The 16851-nt window shown below is 63.2% G+C and carries 16 protein-coding genes; 7 read left to right on the forward strand and 9 right to left on the reverse strand.

Going from position 1 to position 16851, the window contains the following annotated elements; genetic code table 11:
- Positions 1–74: 74 nt before the first annotated feature.
- The 6 genes from SM763_RS19040 to SM763_RS19065 all read right to left on the reverse strand — a co-directional run bounded on the left by SM763_RS19040 (position 75) and on the right by SM763_RS19065 (position 5107).
- On the reverse strand, positions 75–425 hold the full coding sequence (locus tag SM763_RS19040) for a hypothetical protein (RefSeq protein ID WP_065272756.1): 351 nt from the start codon (positions 423–425) through the stop codon (positions 75–77).
- Positions 426–457: 32 nt separating this feature from the next.
- A complete protein-coding gene (locus SM763_RS19045) occupies positions 458–1588 on the reverse strand; it encodes a HesA/MoeB/ThiF family protein (protein WP_368999436.1) in 1131 nt (376 codons plus the stop codon).
- Positions 1588–2043 carry a dUTP diphosphatase gene (dut, locus tag SM763_RS19050; protein WP_368999437.1) on the reverse strand — a complete coding sequence of 152 codons (456 nt, stop codon included), beginning with the start codon at positions 2041–2043 and terminating at the stop codon, positions 1588–1590. Before dut ends, SM763_RS19045 begins: the two co-directional genes overlap by 1 nt.
- A 50-nt stretch (positions 2044–2093) precedes the next feature.
- A complete protein-coding gene (gene coaBC, locus SM763_RS19055) occupies positions 2094–3290 on the reverse strand; it encodes a bifunctional phosphopantothenoylcysteine decarboxylase/phosphopantothenate--cysteine ligase CoaBC (RefSeq protein ID WP_368999438.1) in 1197 nt (398 codons plus the stop codon).
- Between the two features lie 84 nt (positions 3291–3374).
- Complete coding sequence (locus SM763_RS19060; RefSeq protein ID WP_368999439.1) at positions 3375–4169, reverse strand: ChaN family lipoprotein; 795 nt, start codon at positions 4167–4169, stop codon at positions 3375–3377.
- Positions 4170–4228: 59 nt separating this feature from the next.
- The gene (locus tag SM763_RS19065) at positions 4229–5107 is read right to left on the reverse strand and encodes an RNA polymerase factor sigma-32 (protein ID WP_368999440.1); all 879 of its coding nucleotides are present in this window, start codon (positions 5105–5107) and stop codon (positions 4229–4231) included.
- 233 nt (positions 5108–5340) lie between these two features.
- On the opposite strand from SM763_RS19065, the gene cobU reads away from it, so the two are divergent.
- The 4 genes from cobU to SM763_RS19085 all read left to right on the forward strand — a co-directional run bounded on the left by cobU (position 5341) and on the right by SM763_RS19085 (position 8897).
- Positions 5341–5943 carry a bifunctional adenosylcobinamide kinase/adenosylcobinamide-phosphate guanylyltransferase gene (gene cobU, locus SM763_RS19070; protein ID WP_368999441.1) on the forward strand — a complete coding sequence of 201 codons (603 nt, stop codon included), beginning with the start codon at positions 5341–5343 and terminating at the stop codon, positions 5941–5943.
- Positions 5940–6530, forward strand: coding sequence for a histidine phosphatase family protein (locus SM763_RS19075; RefSeq protein ID WP_368999442.1), 591 nt, complete (start codon positions 5940–5942; stop codon positions 6528–6530). Before cobU ends, SM763_RS19075 begins: the two co-directional genes overlap by 4 nt.
- Before the next feature lie 59 nt (positions 6531–6589).
- Positions 6590–7273 carry a glutathione S-transferase gene (locus tag SM763_RS19080; RefSeq protein WP_368999443.1) on the forward strand — a complete coding sequence of 228 codons (684 nt, stop codon included), beginning with the start codon at positions 6590–6592 and terminating at the stop codon, positions 7271–7273.
- 121 nt (positions 7274–7394) lie between these two features.
- Positions 7395–8897, forward strand: coding sequence for a YifB family Mg chelatase-like AAA ATPase (locus tag SM763_RS19085; RefSeq protein ID WP_368999444.1), 1503 nt, complete (start codon positions 7395–7397; stop codon positions 8895–8897).
- Positions 8898–8919: 22 nt separating this feature from the next.
- On the opposite strand, the gene gshB is transcribed toward SM763_RS19085, so the two are convergent.
- From gshB to rsmI, 3 genes are all read right to left on the reverse strand, one after another.
- Positions 8920–9852, reverse strand: a complete 933-nt coding sequence (gene gshB, locus SM763_RS19090; RefSeq protein ID WP_368999445.1) for a glutathione synthase — start codon at positions 9850–9852, stop codon at positions 8920–8922.
- A 71-nt stretch (positions 9853–9923) separates the two neighbouring features.
- Complete coding sequence (locus tag SM763_RS19095; protein ID WP_368999446.1) at positions 9924–10295, reverse strand: YraN family protein; 372 nt, start codon at positions 10293–10295, stop codon at positions 9924–9926.
- A 4-nt stretch (positions 10296–10299) separates the two neighbouring features.
- On the reverse strand, positions 10300–11160 hold the full coding sequence (rsmI, locus tag SM763_RS19100) for a 16S rRNA (cytidine(1402)-2'-O)-methyltransferase (RefSeq protein ID WP_274831265.1): 861 nt from the start codon (positions 11158–11160) through the stop codon (positions 10300–10302).
- Positions 11161–11256: 96 nt separating this feature from the next.
- Here rsmI and SM763_RS19105 point away from each other — a divergent pair, with 96 nt between their 5' ends.
- The 3 genes from SM763_RS19105 to murJ are packed head-to-tail and all read left to right on the forward strand — an operon-like array spanning position 11257 to position 16764.
- Positions 11257–12429 (forward strand): penicillin-binding protein activator, encoded by a 1173-nt coding sequence (locus SM763_RS19105; protein ID WP_065272746.1) that lies wholly within the window; start codon positions 11257–11259, stop codon positions 12427–12429.
- Positions 12389–15217 (forward strand): [protein-PII] uridylyltransferase, encoded by a 2829-nt coding sequence (locus tag SM763_RS19110; protein WP_368999447.1) that lies wholly within the window; start codon positions 12389–12391, stop codon positions 15215–15217. The genes SM763_RS19105 and SM763_RS19110 overlap by 41 nt, the downstream gene beginning before the upstream one ends.
- On the forward strand, positions 15214–16764 hold the full coding sequence (gene murJ / locus SM763_RS19115) for a murein biosynthesis integral membrane protein MurJ (protein ID WP_368999448.1): 1551 nt from the start codon (positions 15214–15216) through the stop codon (positions 16762–16764). The genes SM763_RS19110 and murJ overlap by 4 nt, the downstream gene beginning before the upstream one ends.
- Positions 16765–16851 lie beyond the last annotated feature (87 nt).

Genomic DNA, 16851 nt, shown 5'->3' on the forward strand with positions numbered 1-16851 from the left:
AAGGCCTCCTTTGCCCAGAAGCTATGCCCGCGCCCCGGCAGCGTCCAGAGACGCACGCGGATTTTCCGCAAATACTAGCCGCCCGGCCTCAGATCTTCGACCAGATCGGCGGCAATGATGCGGATCGGAACGCCTGCAATATTGGCAGCCCGGGCAATGCGCCACTCGAACCGGCCCATGACCCCATCGGTGTCGATCAGCACCACGACGGCCTCCTTGCCGGTGATTTCGGCCGCGAACAACGCCTGTTGCAGACTGTCAAGGCTGCTGCGCTTGTCGAGGCCAAACTCCACCACCCGATTGCTGTTCTCGCAATCGACCCGGATCGAGGCCCGGCCTTCGGGATAGTCGAATTGATGCACCTGTTCCGGCTCACCGCCCATCAGGGCACCGCACAACAGGGAAATATATAGCGCTTCGGACACGTGGACTTCGCTCTATGCGTGGCGTTTGACGCTTATTCGTTGCCAGAGGCAGCTGTGCCACCGCTGTCGTCAGACCCGTTCCCATCGCCCCCCGCGCCGCAGATCGGGCAGTCGACCCGCTGTTTCAGCGCAATGCGGCGGGTTTCGCTGTAAAGGGCATCGTAGATCAGCATGGCGCCGCGCAGCACTTCGCCCGCTCCGGTGATCTGCTTGATCGTCTCCACCGCCATCATCGCGCCGACGACCCCGGGCAAGGGACCGATGACGCCGGCTTCGGAACAGCTCGGTGCCAGCCCCGCTGCCGGGGCCTCCGGGAAGATACACTGGTAGCAGGGGCCGCCTGCCTTGGGATGAAAGACGGACAGCTGCCCCTCCCATTGCGACAGGGCGCCGGAAATCAGCGGCTTGCCCAGCGCCACGGCGGTGCGGTTCGACAGATAGCGGCTTTCGAAATTGTCGGTGCCATCCAGAATGATGTCATATTCCGCAAACAGGTCGGCGGCGATCTCATCCGTCAGGCGGCGATGATAGGGGCGCACGGTGACAAAGGGGTTCTGCGCCTCCATCGCCTTTTGCGCCGAGAATACCTTGGGCAAACCGATATCCTGATCGCGGTGAATAATCTGCCGCTGCAGGTTGGCGTTTTCAACCACATCGTCGTCGATGACACCGATGGTGCCAACGCCCGCCGCCGCCAGATATTGCAGCGCCGGTGCGCCAAGCCCCCCGGCCCCGATCACCAGCACCTTGGCGTTCTTCAGCTTCTTCTGTCCCGGGCCGCCCAGTTCCCGCAGCACGATATGGCGCGCATAGCGGTTCAGCTCTGTCTCGGAAAACCGGCCCGGTTTGGCCGCCGTTTTCGCTTCGGCCGTGGGTGCTTCCCCGCCATCTTCGGCTTCTTCATCAGCCTCCGCCCGGGCGCGCAGGAGGGAGACGCCCCAGCTGTAGAAACCGATCAGCAGCACAATCCCGCCAAGGATCAGCCAGGAGGAGGCAGAGCCACCGGTGGCGGCCCGCAAACCATGGCCATTGGGCAAGGTCAGTTGCAGGATCACGACGGCCGCAAACAGCAGCGCCAGCAGGCTTCCCCGCATCGCACGCGGCAGGCCCATCAGGCGCCCGCCCCACCAGATCAGCCCTGCAAGGCCCAGAACCAGTATCATCAGCCTCTCCCCGTGGAACCGAAGCCACCGCTGCCGCGCTCTGTCTCGCTCAGCTCCTGCACCTCGACGAAGGTCGCCTGCAAAACCGGCGCGATCACCATCTGCGCAATCCGCTCCCCGTGGCGGATCTCGAAGGGTTCCTGCCCCGCGTTCAGCACGATGACGCCCAGCGGGCCGCGATAATCGCTGTCGATGGTACCCGGCGTGTTCGGCAGGGTGATCCCGTGTTTCAGCGCCAGGCCGGAGCGGGGCCGAATTTGGATCTCGTATCCCGCCGGGATTTCCACCCGCAGCCCGGTTGGCACCAGCGCTCGCTCTCCCGGCGCCAGCAGGATGCTGCCGCGCCCTGTCAGGTCGGCCCGCAGATCCGCGCCTGCGGCGCCCGGCGTTTCATACGAGGGCAGCGGCAGATCATGATCCGCCTCTGCATCACGGCGTATACGGATTGTCACCATATCGGAACCTGCGGTTTGATGTGCTGTGTCAGTGGCTGGATGGGACGGGCTTAGCTATCGAGGGCAGCAGCGATGCGGTTGGCCAGTTTCCCGGCAACCTCCTGCTTCGCCATGCGCGGCCATTCCTCGGCACCGGTGTCCGTGATCAGGATCACCGCGTTCTCGCTGCCACCCATGATACCGGTGGCGGGTGAGACGTCATTGGCGACGATCCAGTCGCACCCCTTGCGCAGCCGTTTAGCGGTGGCGTTGTCCACCACGTCGTTGGTTTCGGCGGCGAATCCCACCACCAGTCCCGGTCTGTTTGCAGTCATATGCGAGACCGTTTTCAGGATGTCGGGGTTTTCAGCGAATTCCAGCGTCGGCAGGCCATCCTTGGATTTCTTCAGTTTCCGGTCCGAGGCGCTGGCAACCCGCCAATCCGCCACGGCAGCAGCGAATACGGCCGCATCGGCGGGCAAGGCTGCCTCTACCGCCGCCTGCATTTCCAGCGCACTTTCGACGAGAACGACCTCTACCCCCTCAGGGGGGCTGACCGTTGCCGGGCCCGTGACGAACACCACTTCCGCTCCCAGATCACGCAGAGCACGGGCCACCGCTGTGCCCTGCGCCCCGGAGGAGCGATTGGCGATATAGCGCACCGGATCAATGGGCTCATGCGTCGGGCCAGAGGTCACGACGATGCGTTTGCCGCTGAGCGGTCCATCACGGAATTCGGTCGCGACGGCGGCGACGATTTCATCCGGCTCGGCCATCCGGCCCGGGCCGAATTCGCCGCAGGCCATGCCGCCCGCGTTGGGGCCGACAAATCGGATGCCGTCTGCTTTCAGCGTGGCGATATTACGTTGCGTGGCGGCGTGTTCCCACATGCGCACGTTCATGGCGGGCGCCACCAGAACCGGCGTGTCGGTGGCCAAGAGCAGGGTCGAGGCCAGATCATTGGCCAGCCCCTGCGCCATCTTCGCCATCAGATCCGCGGTGGCAGGCGCCACAACAACCAGATCCGCACTGCGCGACAGTTGGATATGGCCCATCTCCGCCTCGGCGGAGAGGTCAAACAGATCCCGGTGCACCGGCGCCCCAGCGAGGGCCGAGACCGACAGCGGGGTCACGAATTCTTCCCCGGCCTTGGTCAGGACTGGCGCCACGCTGGCGCCCTGATCCTGCAGACGGCGGATAAGTTCCAGCGCCTTATAGGCCGCGATGCCGCCACCGATGATCAGTAGAATATGTTTGCCTGCCAGCATATTATCCGCCCCTGCGCCACCTTGGAGTTCTGCGTCAGCGCCGACTTTACTTGGCCCGGGCCAAAGTGTGAAACGGTTTTCCCCTCAACCCTTGCCGAAGGCGAGACAGGGGTCCGGGCGCTCTGCCGCCGCGCTATCCAGCAGCAGATCGAAATCCCCGGATATCGCGCCGCCCTCGCTTTGGCCAAGGCTCTGGATCCGCACCTCGGGCCGCGCCTTTGACAGGTAGACCGCAAGACCCCGATCCAGCCGCGCATGACCATTGCCGGTGATCACCGCCACCGGCCCGCCAGTCTCTTCCAGCGCCTGATCCACCGCTGCAGCAAGTGCCGCATCACGCAGCCGCTGGAAATCAACCAGCACCGGCAGCATTTCGGCAGGCATCGCATTGCAGTGATTGGCCATCTGATCCGCCTCGCGTTCCGTCTGCTCCGCCTCTGGCAGGGGCTGATCCAGCCCGAAATCTGCTGCCCGGGTGCCAAAATAGACCGCGATCCCCTGATCCAGCGCCTGACGCGCGACCGAGCGCGGTACCAGCGCGCCGTACTGCCGCGCGGGCGCGGCGGCTGCAAAGACTGGCGCGTAGAGCGCAAACTCCGGCCAGCCCGAGGCCTCCCAATCGAGCGCGTCGGCAGTCGCTTCCGCGTCGCTCATCATTGGCTCGCTCAGCCTCTCTGCCTGCGCCTCCGTGATCATTTCCCAAACCACGGCGCGCGGCGCCAGATGCCGCAGGATTTCGGCCTGCTTCTGGTGGTGGGCCGCGTTGTCATGCACCTCACCCAGAATGGCCACATCGGCTTCCTGCAGGACTTCGGCCGCAGCCTTGGCCGAGGGAAGGACGGCAGGCTCGGCCACGGCGGCGGAGTTTGCCCCAAACATAAAGAAAGCGGCTGCCGTAAATGCGGCACCCGCTTTTCTGATAAAAAGAATCGACTTTGTCATGAGAGGAAGTTGTGCACCTCCCGGGAGCACCCTTCAAGCGTTTTCCGCATCTTCTGAAACGCCGCGGCCTCCAGCTGGCGCACGCGTTCCTTGGACAGGTTCAGCTCGTTACCAAGGCTTTCCAGCGTGCGCGCCTCTTCCCGCAGTTTGCGTTCGGTGATGATGAACCGCTCCCGCTCGTTCAGCGCCTGCAGCGCCTCGACCAGCCAGGCCCGAAGCTGGCGCCGGTCGTGCCGCTCTTCCACCAGTTCAGCGGCCTGCGCGCTGTCATCCTCCAGCGCCTCGATCCATTCGCGGCCCTCGTCCTCGGAAGATTGCACGGCGTTGAGCGAGAAGTCAGAGCCGGACAACCGCCCGTCCATCATCTCCACATCGCGCAATGGCACGCCGATTTCCGTGGCGATCTGCTGGTTCAGCTGATGCTTGTCGAGTTTGACGCCTGCCGCGCGCGCCTCGCGCTCCAGCTGGGCCTGCACCCTGCGCATATTGAAGAACAGGGATTTTTGCGAGGAGGTGGAGCCGGTGCGCACCATCGACCAATTGCGCATCACGTAGTCCTGGATCGACGCCTTGATCCACCAGACCGCGTAGGTGGAAAACCGCACCCCCCGGTCGGGGTCGAATTTGTCTGCCGCCTTCATCAGCCCGACACCGGCCTCCTGAATGAGGTCATTCATCGGCGCGCCGTAGCGTTTGAATTTCGCGGCCATAGAGATCGCCAGCCGCATATATGCGTGGATCAGCCGGTGCAGTGCCTCTTCGTCACGGTCATCGCGCCAGGCATAAGCCAGGCGCAGCTCCGTTTCAGCGTCCAGAAGCTCGGCCTTCATGGCCTGCTTTGGCAGCGGGTTTGCACTGGTCGTGTCAAGTGCCATGATAATCCCCTCCAAACTGATTACTAATGTTACGCAGTGGCGCCGGGATCGGATCACTTTGGCTGTATTTTTTCTCCGATCAGGCCCAGTTTTCAGCGCCTTACCCCGGTGCACCAGGCCGTTTAAGGCCATCGGGGGCGCCGCTTTGCTCCCCACCTTGGAACGGAACCTGTCCGCCCTTGGTCGTGTCCCTGCTGCAGGTCCCGGTCCGCATCTGCGGGGCGTCATAGGACATGGCAGGTTCAGGCTTGTTTCAGGCCGGATCAGCAGATACCCAAACTTCTGCAACCATCACCGAACTCAGGGTAGAAGACGTGTCCGCAGCTGTCACATTCATTCTTGGCGGGGCCGCATCGGGAAAGTCTGCCTTTGCTGAAAGTCTATGCTTTTCCTCAGGCAAGCCAAAAGCTTACTGGGCAACTTCACAGATATTTGATGATGAAATGCGCGAAAAAGTTGCAAAACACCTGGCCCAGCGCGGCGCGGACTGGACCACACATGAAGAACCATTCGATGCCGCAAAGGCCCTTGGCGCCCTTGTGGAGGGACAGATCTGCCTGATCGATTGCGCCACCATGTGGCTGACCAATCACCTGCTGGCGGACCATGATCTGGAGGCCGAAACCGAGACCCTATTGCAGGCGATTGATGCCTGCCGCGCAGAAATCGTGATCGTGTCGAACGAAACCGGACTTGGCATCGTGCCCGAGAACGCCCTGGCCCGGAGGTTCCGCGAGGCGCAGGGGCGGCTCAACATCGCAATCGCCGCCCGCGCGCAGACGGTGGTGCAGGTCACCGCAGGCCTGCCGCTGGTGCTGAAAGGAAGCCTTCCATGACCCGCCTCTTCCTTGTCCGCCACGGCCCGACCCACGCCAAATCCATGGTCGGCTGGTCGGATCTTCCGGCGGACCTGTCCGACAGCGCCGCACTGCGCCGCCTGTCCGCTGCCCTACCCGAAGATGCCCTGGTGGTGTCGTCGGACCTGTCCCGCGCAGCAGATACCGCCAGCGCCATCCAAGGCGACCGTGCGCGCCTGCCCCACCTGCCCGACCTCAGAGAAATCCATTTCGGGGACTGGGAGCTGCGCACCTGGAAAGACATCGACGCGGAAGATCCCGAACGCATCCGCGCCTATTGGGAAACCCCCGGCGATGTGCGCCCCCCCGGCGGAGAAAGCTGGAATGAGGTCTGCGCCCGCGTGGACCGGGCCATCGATAGTCTGATCGAAGCCCACCGGGGCCGCAATCTGATCGTGGTCGGCCATTTCGGCCAGATCCTGACCCAGATCCAGCGCGCCGAACGGCTGACCGCAGAGGAGGCGTTTTCGCACCGGATCGACAACCTGTCGGTCACCGAAATCCACCACCTTCCGGGAGACGGAACCGATGGCTGGCGCACCGGAAAGATCAATCACCTTCCGTGATGGCACCGCGCACAAAACAGCGATTTGGCAGTTCGTGAAGCTGCGTTAGCCTGCTTTCCATGACATATAATCTTTTTATCGGTGACCGCATGTATTCCAGCTGGTCCTTACGCGGCTGGCTCATGCTTGAAAAATTCTCGCTTCCCCATGTGGTGCATATGGTGGGGCTATATTCTGGAACCATGGCGGCGGATCTGGCAGATCTGGCGCCTGCCCGGCTGGTTCCCACCCTGCGCACGCCCGAAGGTACGGTGATCGGCGAAAGCCTGGCTATGGGGGAAACCCTGGCCGAACGACATTCGGAGGCAGGCCTGTGGCCCAGTGATCCGGCGGCGCGGGCGACTGCGCGCTGGCTGGTGGCTGAAATGGCCTGCGGTTTTTCTGCCCTGCGCGGTGATTGCCCCATGCAACTGAGCCATATCTGGCAGGGATTTACCCCCTCCGAAGCGGTGCAAGAGGATCTTGCCCGGATCGAGACCCTGTTTGCGCATGCCCGCAGGGTGTCTGGAGCTGCGGAGGGCTGGCTTTTTGGCGACTACTGCCTTGCCGATGTGTTCTACACGCCGGTTGCGGCCCGCATCATCGGATATGACCTGCCGGTGTCAGCTGAAACCCGCGCCTATTGCCGCGCGCTCCTGTCCGATCCGGCGGTGCTGCGCTGGCAGGAACAGGCGCGTGAGGTGACTTACGACCCCGAGCCTTATGTGATGGAACTGGAGCGCCGCCCCTGGAGCCTTGACTGACGCGCCGCGTCGTCTGCCCGCAAAGCCAACGACAAAAATACACGCATAACGTGCTTTAAGGGCGACTCCGGTCCACCGTTCGCTATGATTTTCTCTGGTATCTTCAGAGGGATAGCACAGCATGATTTCACGGGCCTACACAGTCGCCTTTCAGGGGGTGGAGGCCCGCCCGGTCGAGGTGCAATGCGCCGTGGCGCCGGGCCTTCCGGCCTTTTCCATCGTCGGCCTGCCGGACAAGGCGGTAAGCGAAGCGCGCGAGAGGGTGCGCTCGGCCTTTGCCGCCATGTCGATTGCGCTGCCGTCAAAACGGATCACGGTGAACCTGTCACCCGCGGATCTGCCCAAGGAAGGCAGCCATTTCGACCTGCCCATCGCACTGGCGCTTCTCGCTGCGATCGAGGTAATCCCAAGCGAGGCCGCAAGCGAGACCATCGCGCTGGGAGAATTGTCGCTCGACGGGACGTTGATCCCGGTGGTGGGCGCCCTGCCCGCTGCGATGACCGCGGCCAGCGAGGACCGGTTGCTGCTCTGCCCCAAGGCATCGGGGGCAGAGGCCGCCTGGGTCGATGCGGCTCGGGTAATCGGCGCCGCCAGCCTGATCGACGTGGTGCGCCATTTCACCGGCAAGATGCCTCTGGCGCAGGCCATCGCGGGGGAAGTCCATGACGACACCGGCGCGCGCGATCTGCGCGACGTGAAGGGGCAGGAACGGGCCAAACGCGCATTGGAGATCGCTGCCGCCGGACGGCATCACATCCTGATGGTCGGCCCGCCCGGATCCGGCAAATCCATGCTGGCAGCGCGGCTGCCGACGATCCTGCCGCCCCTGACGGCGGCTGAGGCGCTGGAGACCTCGATGATCCAGTCCCTGTGCGGCTTGATCGAGGATGGCGGCATCAACCGCAGCCGCCCCTTTCGCGAACCGCATCACACCGCATCCATGGCCGCCATCGTCGGCGGCGGGCGGCGGGCACAGCCTGGTGAGATCAGCCTCGCGCACAATGGTGTCTTGTTTCTGGACGAGCTGCCCGAATTCGCCCGCCCGGTGCTGGAAACCATGCGCCAGCCCCTGGAAACCGGCGAGGTCATGGTGGCCCGCGCCAATGCCCATGTGAAATACCCGAGCCGCTTCATGCTGGTGGCGGCCGCCAACCCGTGCAAATGCGGCCATCTGGCGGATCCATCCCGCGCCTGCTCCCGCGCGCCGCTCTGCGCGGAGGATTACATGGGGCGCATTTCCGGCCCGCTGATGGATCGCTTTGATCTGCGCATCGACGTGCCGCCAGTGTCTTATGATGATCTTACCCTAACCGCTGCCGCCGAAGGGTCCGCCGAAATCCTACAAAGGGTTGAGACCGCGCGCGCGCGGCAGGAGCGGCGGTTTTCAGACCACCCCGGCGCGCAGCAGAACGCCGATGCCGAAGGGGCGCTACTGGAAGACATTGCCGTACTGGATAAGGAAAGCCGCGAGATGATGCAGCGCGCCGCCGATCGTTTCGCACTGACCGCGCGCGGCTATCACCGGGTGCTGCGGGTGGCGCGCACCATCGCCGATCTGGAAGCGGAGCCGGAAATCCTGCGCCCCCATGTGGCTGAGGCGCTGGGGTTCCGGCTGGCAGGCTAAAGTGTCGCCAGCCGGAAGTGTCTTACAGTTTGGATTCGATCACCTGCCAGACCTTTTCGGCGATATTCACGCCATCAAAGCGTTCCAGTTCCTGAATGCCGGTGGGCGAGGTCACGTTGATCTCGGTCAGGTAGTCGCCGATCACGTCGATGCCGACAAAGATCTGCCCCTTTTCCTTCAGAAGCGGGCCAATGGCAGCGCAGATCTCACGGTCGCGCTCGGTCAGGCCGATCTTTTCCGGGCGTCCGCCCACATGCATGTTAGACCGGGTTTCACCGGCGGCGGGCACGCGGTTGATGGCGCCGACGGGTTCGCCGTCCACCAGAATGACGCGTTTGTCGCCATTGCTGACATCGGGCAGGAATTTCTGCACGATCAGCGGCTCGCGGCTGAAACCGGTGAACAATTCGTGCAGCGAGGTCAGGTTGCGATCGTTGGCATCCAGACGGAACACCCCGGCGCCGCCATTGCCGTAAAGCGGCTTCAGGATGATGTCGCCATGCTTGGCCTTGAAGGCCTTGATGGTGTCCAGATCACGGGCAATCGCCGTGGGCGGCGTCAGATCAGGGAAATCCAGCACCAGCAGTTTTTCCGGGTAGTTGCGCACCCAGAAGGGATCATTCACCACCAGCGTCTGCCCCTTGAGGCGGTCCAGCAGATGCGTCGAGGTGATGTAATGCATGTCGAACGGCGGGTCCTGCCGCAGCCAAACCACATCGAAATCCGCAAGATCCACTTCGCGCTCTTCGCCCAGCACCGCCGGGGTCCCGGCGACGCGCTGCACGGTCATGTCATAGCCGCGGGCGGTGATGCGCCCTTCCTGATAGGCGAGGTGATCGGGGCTGTAGTAAAACAGCTCGTGCCCGCGCGCCTGCGCCTCTTCAGCAAGGCGGAAGCTGCTGTCGGCATTGATGTCGACGCCCATGACCGGGTCCATCTGGAAGGCGATTTTCATGAAGTGCATCCCTTTTGTTTCGGCAAATAGATGGCCCAGCGGGCACAAAGGTTCAATAGAGCAGAACGCTGTCAGCCCTGACCAAAGGCGTTTTCGAGGATCTCGACCTGCCCTTCGCCGTTCACAAACACGGCATCAAGCCGCGCCTCGGTCAGCTGCCCCCGAGGTTCTCCTTCCAGAAAATGCGCGGCGCTGGCTTGGATCCGCTGCATCTGTGTGGGCGTGATGCGGGCGGCGGCGGATGCGAATGTGACGCTGTGCTTGACCTCGACAAAGACCAGCATGTCCCCCTTGCGCAGGATCAGGTCGATCTCACCCCCGGGGCCGCGCCAGCGCCGGGCTTCCACGCGGTAGCCCCGTGCCTCATAGGCGCGCGCGGCTGCGTCTTCGGCAGCCTTTCCAGCCAGATGGGCGCGCTGACCTTGGTCGTGTCGCCCCGCCATCCGCTCAGCCTGCGTCCTTGGCCAGTTGCAAGGCCAGTTGGTAGACCTTGCGGCGCGGCAATTCGTGGGTTTCCGCCACGATGGATGCGGCGTCCTTCACCGAATTGTCCTTCAGTGCAGCACGCAGGTCCTCTTCGAGGCTGGCTTCGCTCACCTCTTCGCCATGGGCGCGGTCCACCAGCATGACAATCTCGCCCTTCACCGGCTTTTCCTCCAGCCCGGCCGCCAGTTCACTCAGGCTGCCGCGCCGGATTTCTTCGAACTTCTTGGTCAGCTCCCGGCAGAGGGCAGCAGGCCGGTCTCCAAGCACCGACGCCATATCCGCCACCGAGGCCGAGATGCGTTTTGGTGATTCGTAGAAAATCAGCGTTCCGGGCACGTTTCGCAGCTCTTCCAGCCGCTTGCGTCGGGCACCGCTGGCATTCGGCAGAAACCCGGCAAAAAAGAACGCATCGGTCGGCAAGCCCGCCAGTGTCAGCGCTGCCAGCGCCGCCGAGGCACCCGGCGCTACGGTAACCTTATGCCCGGCTTCAGCTGCCGCGCGGCTCAGATCATAGCCCGGATCGGCGATCAGCGGCATGCCGGCCTCAGACGCATAGGCAACCGACTGCCCCGCCTCCATCGCCTGCATCAGCCTTGCCCGGGCGCCTGCGCCGCTGTGATCATGGTAGGCGATGATCTGGCGTCCGTTCAGCGGCACACCGTGAATTTCCATCAGCTTGCGCAGCGACCGGGTGTCCTCGGCGGCGATCACATCAGCCGACGCCAGCACATCCAGCGCCCTGAGGGTGATGTCGCGCGCGGTGCCGATGGGCGTGGCCACAAAGTGCAGCCCCGGCAACAATTTGACGATCTGATGATTCACGCTGGACCCGCCTTTTTGGTCGTTTATGATCCCCTTAAACCAATACGGCCACCAACACGGCGCCTAGCGCCGGAAAAGGGGAGTTTCAGGTCCATCATGTTCGCCGTTTTCAAACAGGCCCGCAAGGCGGCATTCGCCGCGATTACCGCAATTTCCGCCTTTGCTCTGAGCGCCTGCAACCCGACCAGCATCGGAAGCGGCCCGAGCATCAACACCTCGAAACCAGTTCCCGTGGCGCTATTGGTGCCGCGCGGATCGGCCAAATCCGGCGACAGCGTGCTGGCGCAAAGCCTTGAAAACGCAGCGCGTCTGGCGATCGGCGATCTGAAGGGTGTGCAGGTGGACCTCAAGGTCTATGACACAGCAGGCGATCCGGCGACAGCGGCCAATGCAGCCACCCAGGCCATCAACGACGGCGCACGCATCATCCTTGGCCCAGTCTATGCCGAGGCCGCAAATGCTGCAGGCGTCGCCGCGGCCAAGCGCAACGTCAATGTGCTGGCCTTTTCCAACAACACCGCAATCGCCGGCGGCAATGTCTTTATCCTGGGGGCGACCTTTGCCAATACCGCCCAGCGCCTGACCGAATACGCTGTACGCCAGGGGCGCGGCAATATCGTGATCGTCAGCGGCAATGACGCTGCGGGCCGTGCAGGAAGCGCTGCCATTCAGGCCGCAGCCGGGCGCACTGGTGCAACAATTGCCGGGTCGGTCGGATATGAGCTGTCCCAGAAAGGCGTGATCGACGCCGTCGGCCCGATCCGCGACACCGCGCGTGCCAACAATGCCAACGCCGTCTTCATGACAGCGACCACCGCAGGCGCCCTGCCGCTACTGACCCAGCTTCTGCCCGAAGCGGGCCTGGATAAGGAAAGCACCCAGTACATCGGTCTGACTCGCTGGGACATCCCCTCGCCAACCCTGTCCCTGCCTGGTGTGCAGGGCGGCTGGTTTGCCCTGCCCGACCCGAGCAAATCGCAGCAGTTCATTACCCGCTACAGCTCTGCCTACGGGGGCGCTCCGCATTCCATCGGTGGGCTTGCCTATGACGGTATCGCCGCGATCGGGGCTCTGGTCAGTGCCGGGAAATCCGACGCCCTAACCGGCGCCGCCCTAACCCAGGGCGCAGGCTTCCAGGGTACTGGCGGAATCTTCCGCCTGCGCGCCGATGGCACCAATGAACGCGGCCTGGCAGTCGCAACAATCCAAGAACAGAAGGTGGTCGTCATTGACCCAGCTCCCAGCAGCTTCTCCGGCACAGGATTCTGATCCGGCCCAACAGGACAACCCGCTCCTCGCCCCCGTCAAAGGCCCGCTGATCTGCGCCGCAGACAAGATTTTTGATGCTGCGACGGTACATGAACAGATTGCTGCCGCTTCCAAAACCATGGAGGCGGCGGAACTGCGCGCAGAGGTGGTCCGTCTGCTGCGTGAGGCCAACAAGGAAGGCCGCGCGGCGATTGCCGAAGCCTTTACCGCGGCGCCCTTTGCCGCCCGTGCGCTGACCCAGTCCTACAGCCACCTGACCGACGGGCTGGTCACGACCGCCTTCCGGGCCGCCAACCAGTTCCTGCATCCGCTGGCCAACCCGACCCAGGGCGAACGTATCGCCGTAATGGCCGTGGGCGGTTACGGCCGGGCCGAAATGGCGCCGTTTTCGGACGTCGACCTGCTGTTTCTGACCCCCTACAAGATCACCGCTTGGGCCGAGAGCGTCATTGAATCGATGCTTTATATGCTGTGGGACCTGCGGCTGAAGGTCGGCCACTCCAGCCGCACGATCAAGGATTGCATCCGCCTTGGCGCCGAGGATTACACCATCCGCACCGCCATGCTGGAACATCGTTTCCTGTCCGGTGACGCCGACCTTGCCCAAGAGCTGGACAACCGGCTGCGCAGCGATCTCTTTTCCAAGGATGCCCGCGAATTCGTCGAGGCCAAGCTGGCCGAACGGGACGAACGCCACCTGAAACAGGGTGAGCGTTACATGGTCGAACCCAATGTAAAGGAAGGCAAAGGCGGGTTGCGCGACCTGCAATCGCTGTTCTGGATTTCCAAGTATCTTTATCAGGTGCAGGACGTCGCCGAACTGGTGCCGCTGGGCCTATTCAGCCGGGAAGAGTTCGAATTTTTCGCCGAGGCAGAGAATTTTCTCTGGGCGGTGCGCTCGCACATGCATCTGGCAACCGGGCGCGCGACCGAACAGCTGACATTCGATTTGCAGGTCGAGGTCGCCGAGCGCATGGGCTATCAGGACCGCGCCGGGCGGCGCGGCGTCGAAGTCTTCATGCAGGACTATTTCCGCAAGGCCACCCAGGTCGGGGATATCACCCGCATTTTCCTGACAAAGCTTGAGGCAAGCCAGCAAAAGGGCGAACCGCTGCTGGAACGGATTTTCCGCCGCCGCCCAAAAATCAAGCCCGGCTACAAGGTGGTGCACAACCGGCTGGATATCGTCGATCCCGAAGAGTTCCTGGCGGACAAGCTGAACCTGCTCAGGATCTTCGAAGAAGGTCTGCGCACAGGCATGCTGATCCACCCTGATGCGATGCGTCTGGTCACGGCCAATCTGGACCTGATCGATGATGAAATGCGCGCCAACAAGGAAGCCTGCCGCATTTTTCTGGATCTGCTGCTGAAACACGGCAATCCCGAACGCGCGCTGCGCCGCATGAACGAGCTTGGCGTCCTCTCTGCCTTCCTGCCGGAATTCGAACCGATCGTGGCGATGATGCAGTTCAACATGTATCATTCCTACACGGTGGACGAGCATACCATTCAGGTGATCTCGAACTTTGCATCCATTGAACGTGGCGAGCTGGAAGACGAACTGCCAGTTTCCTCCGAAGTGCTGCGCAAAGGGGTCAACCGCAAGGTTCTGATGGTGGCCATGCTGCTGCACGACATCGGCAAGGGGCGCGAACAGGACCATTCGATCCTTGGCGCCCAGATCGCCCGCAAGGTGGCGCCGCGGCTGGGGCTCAACAAATCCGACAGCGAGACCGTCGAATGGCTGGTGCGCTACCACCTTCTGATGTCGGACATGGCGCAGAAACGCGATATTGCCGATCCGCGCACCGTGCGCGGATTTGCCAAGGCGGTGCAATCGGTGAAACGGCTGGATCTGCTTCTGTTGCTGACCGTCTGCGATATCCGCGGCGTCGGACCGCACACCTGGAACAACTGGAAAGCCGCCCTGCTGCGCTCGCTTTACAACCAGACCCGCCGCGCGCTGGAAGACGGCATGGAGGCGCTGAACCGCGAACACCGAGGCACAGCCGCCAAGAAGCGCCTGCGCGCGGCGCTGCCAGACTGGACCAAATCCGATCTCAAACGCGAAACCTCGCGCCATTATCCGCCCTATTGGCAAGGCCTGCATGTGACCGCGCATGTGGATTTTGCCGAAATGCTGCGCGAGCTGGAAGATATCGGTGATCCGGGTGAAGTCATCATCCGCATGCATCCCGATGAAGACCGCGATGCCACCCGCGCCTGTTTTGCCATGGCCGACCATCCCGGCATCTTTGCCCGTATGGTGGGCGCCCTGGCACTGGTCGGGGCCAATGTCGTCGATGCACGCTCTTATACGACCAAGGACGGCTATGTGACCGATGCCTTCTGGATCCAGGACGCCGAAGGCCACCCCTATGAGGCCTCGCGCCTGCCGCGTCTCACCCAGATGATCCTGAAAACCCTGAAGGGCGAGGTCATCGCCCGCGAGGCGCTGGTTTCGCGCGACAAGATCAAGAAGCGCGAAAAAGCCTTCAACGTCCCGACCCATATCACCTTTGATAACGAAGGGTCGGAAATCTACACCATTATCGAGGTGGACACCCGCGACCGGGCCGGCCTTCTTTATGATCTGGCGCGCTGCCTTGCCGATGCCAATGTCTATATCGCCAATGCGGTGATCGCGACCTACGGCGAACAGGTGGTCGATTCCTTCTATGTCAAAGACATGTTCGGCCTGAAATACCACTCGGAATCCAAGCAAAAGACCCTTGAGCGCAAGCTGCGCGAGGCGATTTCCGCCGGGGCCAAGCGAGCCGGTTCATGAAGCCGATCAAACTGCTGTCCGGCTTTGTCACGGTTGGTTTCTGGACTCTGGCCAGCCGCATACTCGGCTTTGTGCGCGAAATCCTGATCGCAGCCTATATCGGCCCCGGTCCGGTGCTTGATGCCTTTGTCGCCGCCTTCCGCCTGCCCAACCTGTTCCGCCGCTTCTTTGCCGAAGGTGCCTTCAACGCAGCCTTTGTGCCCCAGTTCGCCGACCGGATAGAGGCCGATGAAGACGCAGAAGGCTTCGCCCAACAGGCGTTCAACCTGCTCGCCGCTGCGGTACTGGCCCTGACCGGCCTTGGCATGGTCTTCATGCCCGCGCTTGTCTGGGCAACGGCCGAAGGTTTTGTCGGGGATGCGCGTTTTGATCTGGCTGTCGGATATGGTCATATCGTCTTTCCCTACATCCTGTTCATGTCGCTGGCGGCGCTGTTTTCCGGTGTCTTGAACGCTACGGGGCGGTTTGCTGCTGCTGCGGCGGCGCCCGTGCTGCTGAACATCTTTGCCTGCAGCGCGATGATCACTGGGGCAGCGCTTGGCCATGGGGTCATCACCTGGCTGGTCTGGACCATCCCGGTCGCCGGTGTTGCGCAGCTGGCGCTGGTCTGGCGCGCGACCGAGCGCGCGGGCATTCGCCTGCGCCCCGGCCTGCCGCGCATCACCCCCGCCATGGGCCGCCTCGTGCGGGTCGCGGTTCCGGCGGCGCTGGCCATGGGGGTCACCCAGGTCAATCTGGTGGTTGGGCAGCTGGTGGCCTCGGATATCGAGAACGCGGTCAGCTGGCTGTTCATTGCCGACCGTCTGTATCAACTGCCGCTTGGCGTGGTCGGGATTGCTGTCGGCATCGTGCTGCTACCGGATCTGACCCGGCGCCTGCGGGCAGGTGATGATACAGGCGCGCGCGAAGGGCTTTCGCGCGCCGGGGAGTTCTCATTGCTGCTGACGCTGCCCTCGGCTGCCGCTTTCATCGCTGTACCGGTGCCGCTGGTCTCCGTGCTCTACGAACGCGGCGCAACAGGCCCCGAAGACGTGGCGGCCATTGCCCTGGCTGTGGCGATCTACGGCGCCGGGCTGCCTGCCTTCGTGCTGCAGAAGGTCCTGCAACCGCTCTATTTTGCACGGCAGGACACCCGCACGCCGTTCTACTACGCGCTGGTGGCGATGATCCTCAACGCGGTGCTGGCCATCGGATTGAAACCACTTGTGGGTTGGGTCTCTCCCGCCATCGCCGCATCGACGGCGGGCTGGGCGATGGTCGCTCTGCTGTGGATGGGGGCCGGGCGGCGCATGGGGGATGTCGCCCGCTTTGATGCGCGTTTCTTCCGACGCGGCTGGCGCATTCTTGCGGTCTCGCTGCTGATGGGCGCGGTGCTTCATATCGGCACACTGCAGCTGGCCTGGCTCTTCTACCTGCCAAGCTGGCGCTATCTGGCCCTTCTGGGACTGATCCTGACCGGGGCGGTGATCTACTTTGGCGTCGGACAGGCCGTTGGCGCCTTCCGGCTCGCAGAATTCAAAAAGGCACTCCGCCGCAACCGGGGCTGACCGCGCCGCGCCCTGGCGCGGCGCCCGGCCCAACGGGATCAGGCATGGTGTCCTGCCGCAATCCGGGCGGGAGCCCCCTGCCCGCGT

This window comes from Pseudophaeobacter sp. C1-32P7 (assembly GCF_041008775.1).
Classification (GTDB): Bacteria; Pseudomonadota; Alphaproteobacteria; order Rhodobacterales; family Rhodobacteraceae; genus Phycobacter; species Phycobacter gallaeciensis_A.

Excerpts from the sequence above, each read along its gene's own strand:
- SM763_RS19045 (WP_368999436.1), bottom strand. The coding sequence starts at position 1,588 with ATGATACTGGTTCTGGGCCTTGCAGGGCTGATCTGGTGGGGCGGGCGC.
- dut (WP_368999437.1), bottom strand. The coding sequence starts at position 2,043 with ATGGTGACAATCCGTATACGCCGTGATGCAGAGGCGGATCATGATCTG.
- coaBC (WP_368999438.1), bottom strand. The coding sequence starts at position 3,290 with ATGCTGGCAGGCAAACATATTCTACTGATCATCGGTGGCGGCATCGCG.
- SM763_RS19060 (WP_368999439.1), bottom strand. The coding sequence starts at position 4,169 with ATGTTTGGGGCAAACTCCGCCGCCGTGGCCGAGCCTGCCGTCCTTCCC.
- SM763_RS19065 (WP_368999440.1), bottom strand. The coding sequence starts at position 5,107 with ATGGCACTTGACACGACCAGTGCAAACCCGCTGCCAAAGCAGGCCATG.
- cobU (WP_368999441.1), top strand. The coding sequence starts at position 5,341 with ATGGCAGGTTCAGGCTTGTTTCAGGCCGGATCAGCAGATACCCAAACT.
- SM763_RS19075 (WP_368999442.1), top strand. The coding sequence starts at position 5,940 with ATGACCCGCCTCTTCCTTGTCCGCCACGGCCCGACCCACGCCAAATCC.
- SM763_RS19080 (WP_368999443.1), top strand. The coding sequence starts at position 6,590 with ATGACATATAATCTTTTTATCGGTGACCGCATGTATTCCAGCTGGTCC.
- SM763_RS19085 (WP_368999444.1), top strand. The coding sequence starts at position 7,395 with ATGATTTCACGGGCCTACACAGTCGCCTTTCAGGGGGTGGAGGCCCGC.
- gshB (WP_368999445.1), bottom strand. The coding sequence starts at position 9,852 with ATGAAAATCGCCTTCCAGATGGACCCGGTCATGGGCGTCGACATCAAT.
- SM763_RS19095 (WP_368999446.1), bottom strand. The coding sequence starts at position 10,295 with ATGGCGGGGCGACACGACCAAGGTCAGCGCGCCCATCTGGCTGGAAAG.
- SM763_RS19105 (WP_065272746.1), top strand. The coding sequence starts at position 11,257 with ATGTTCGCCGTTTTCAAACAGGCCCGCAAGGCGGCATTCGCCGCGATT.
- murJ (WP_368999448.1), top strand. The coding sequence starts at position 15,214 with ATGAAGCCGATCAAACTGCTGTCCGGCTTTGTCACGGTTGGTTTCTGG.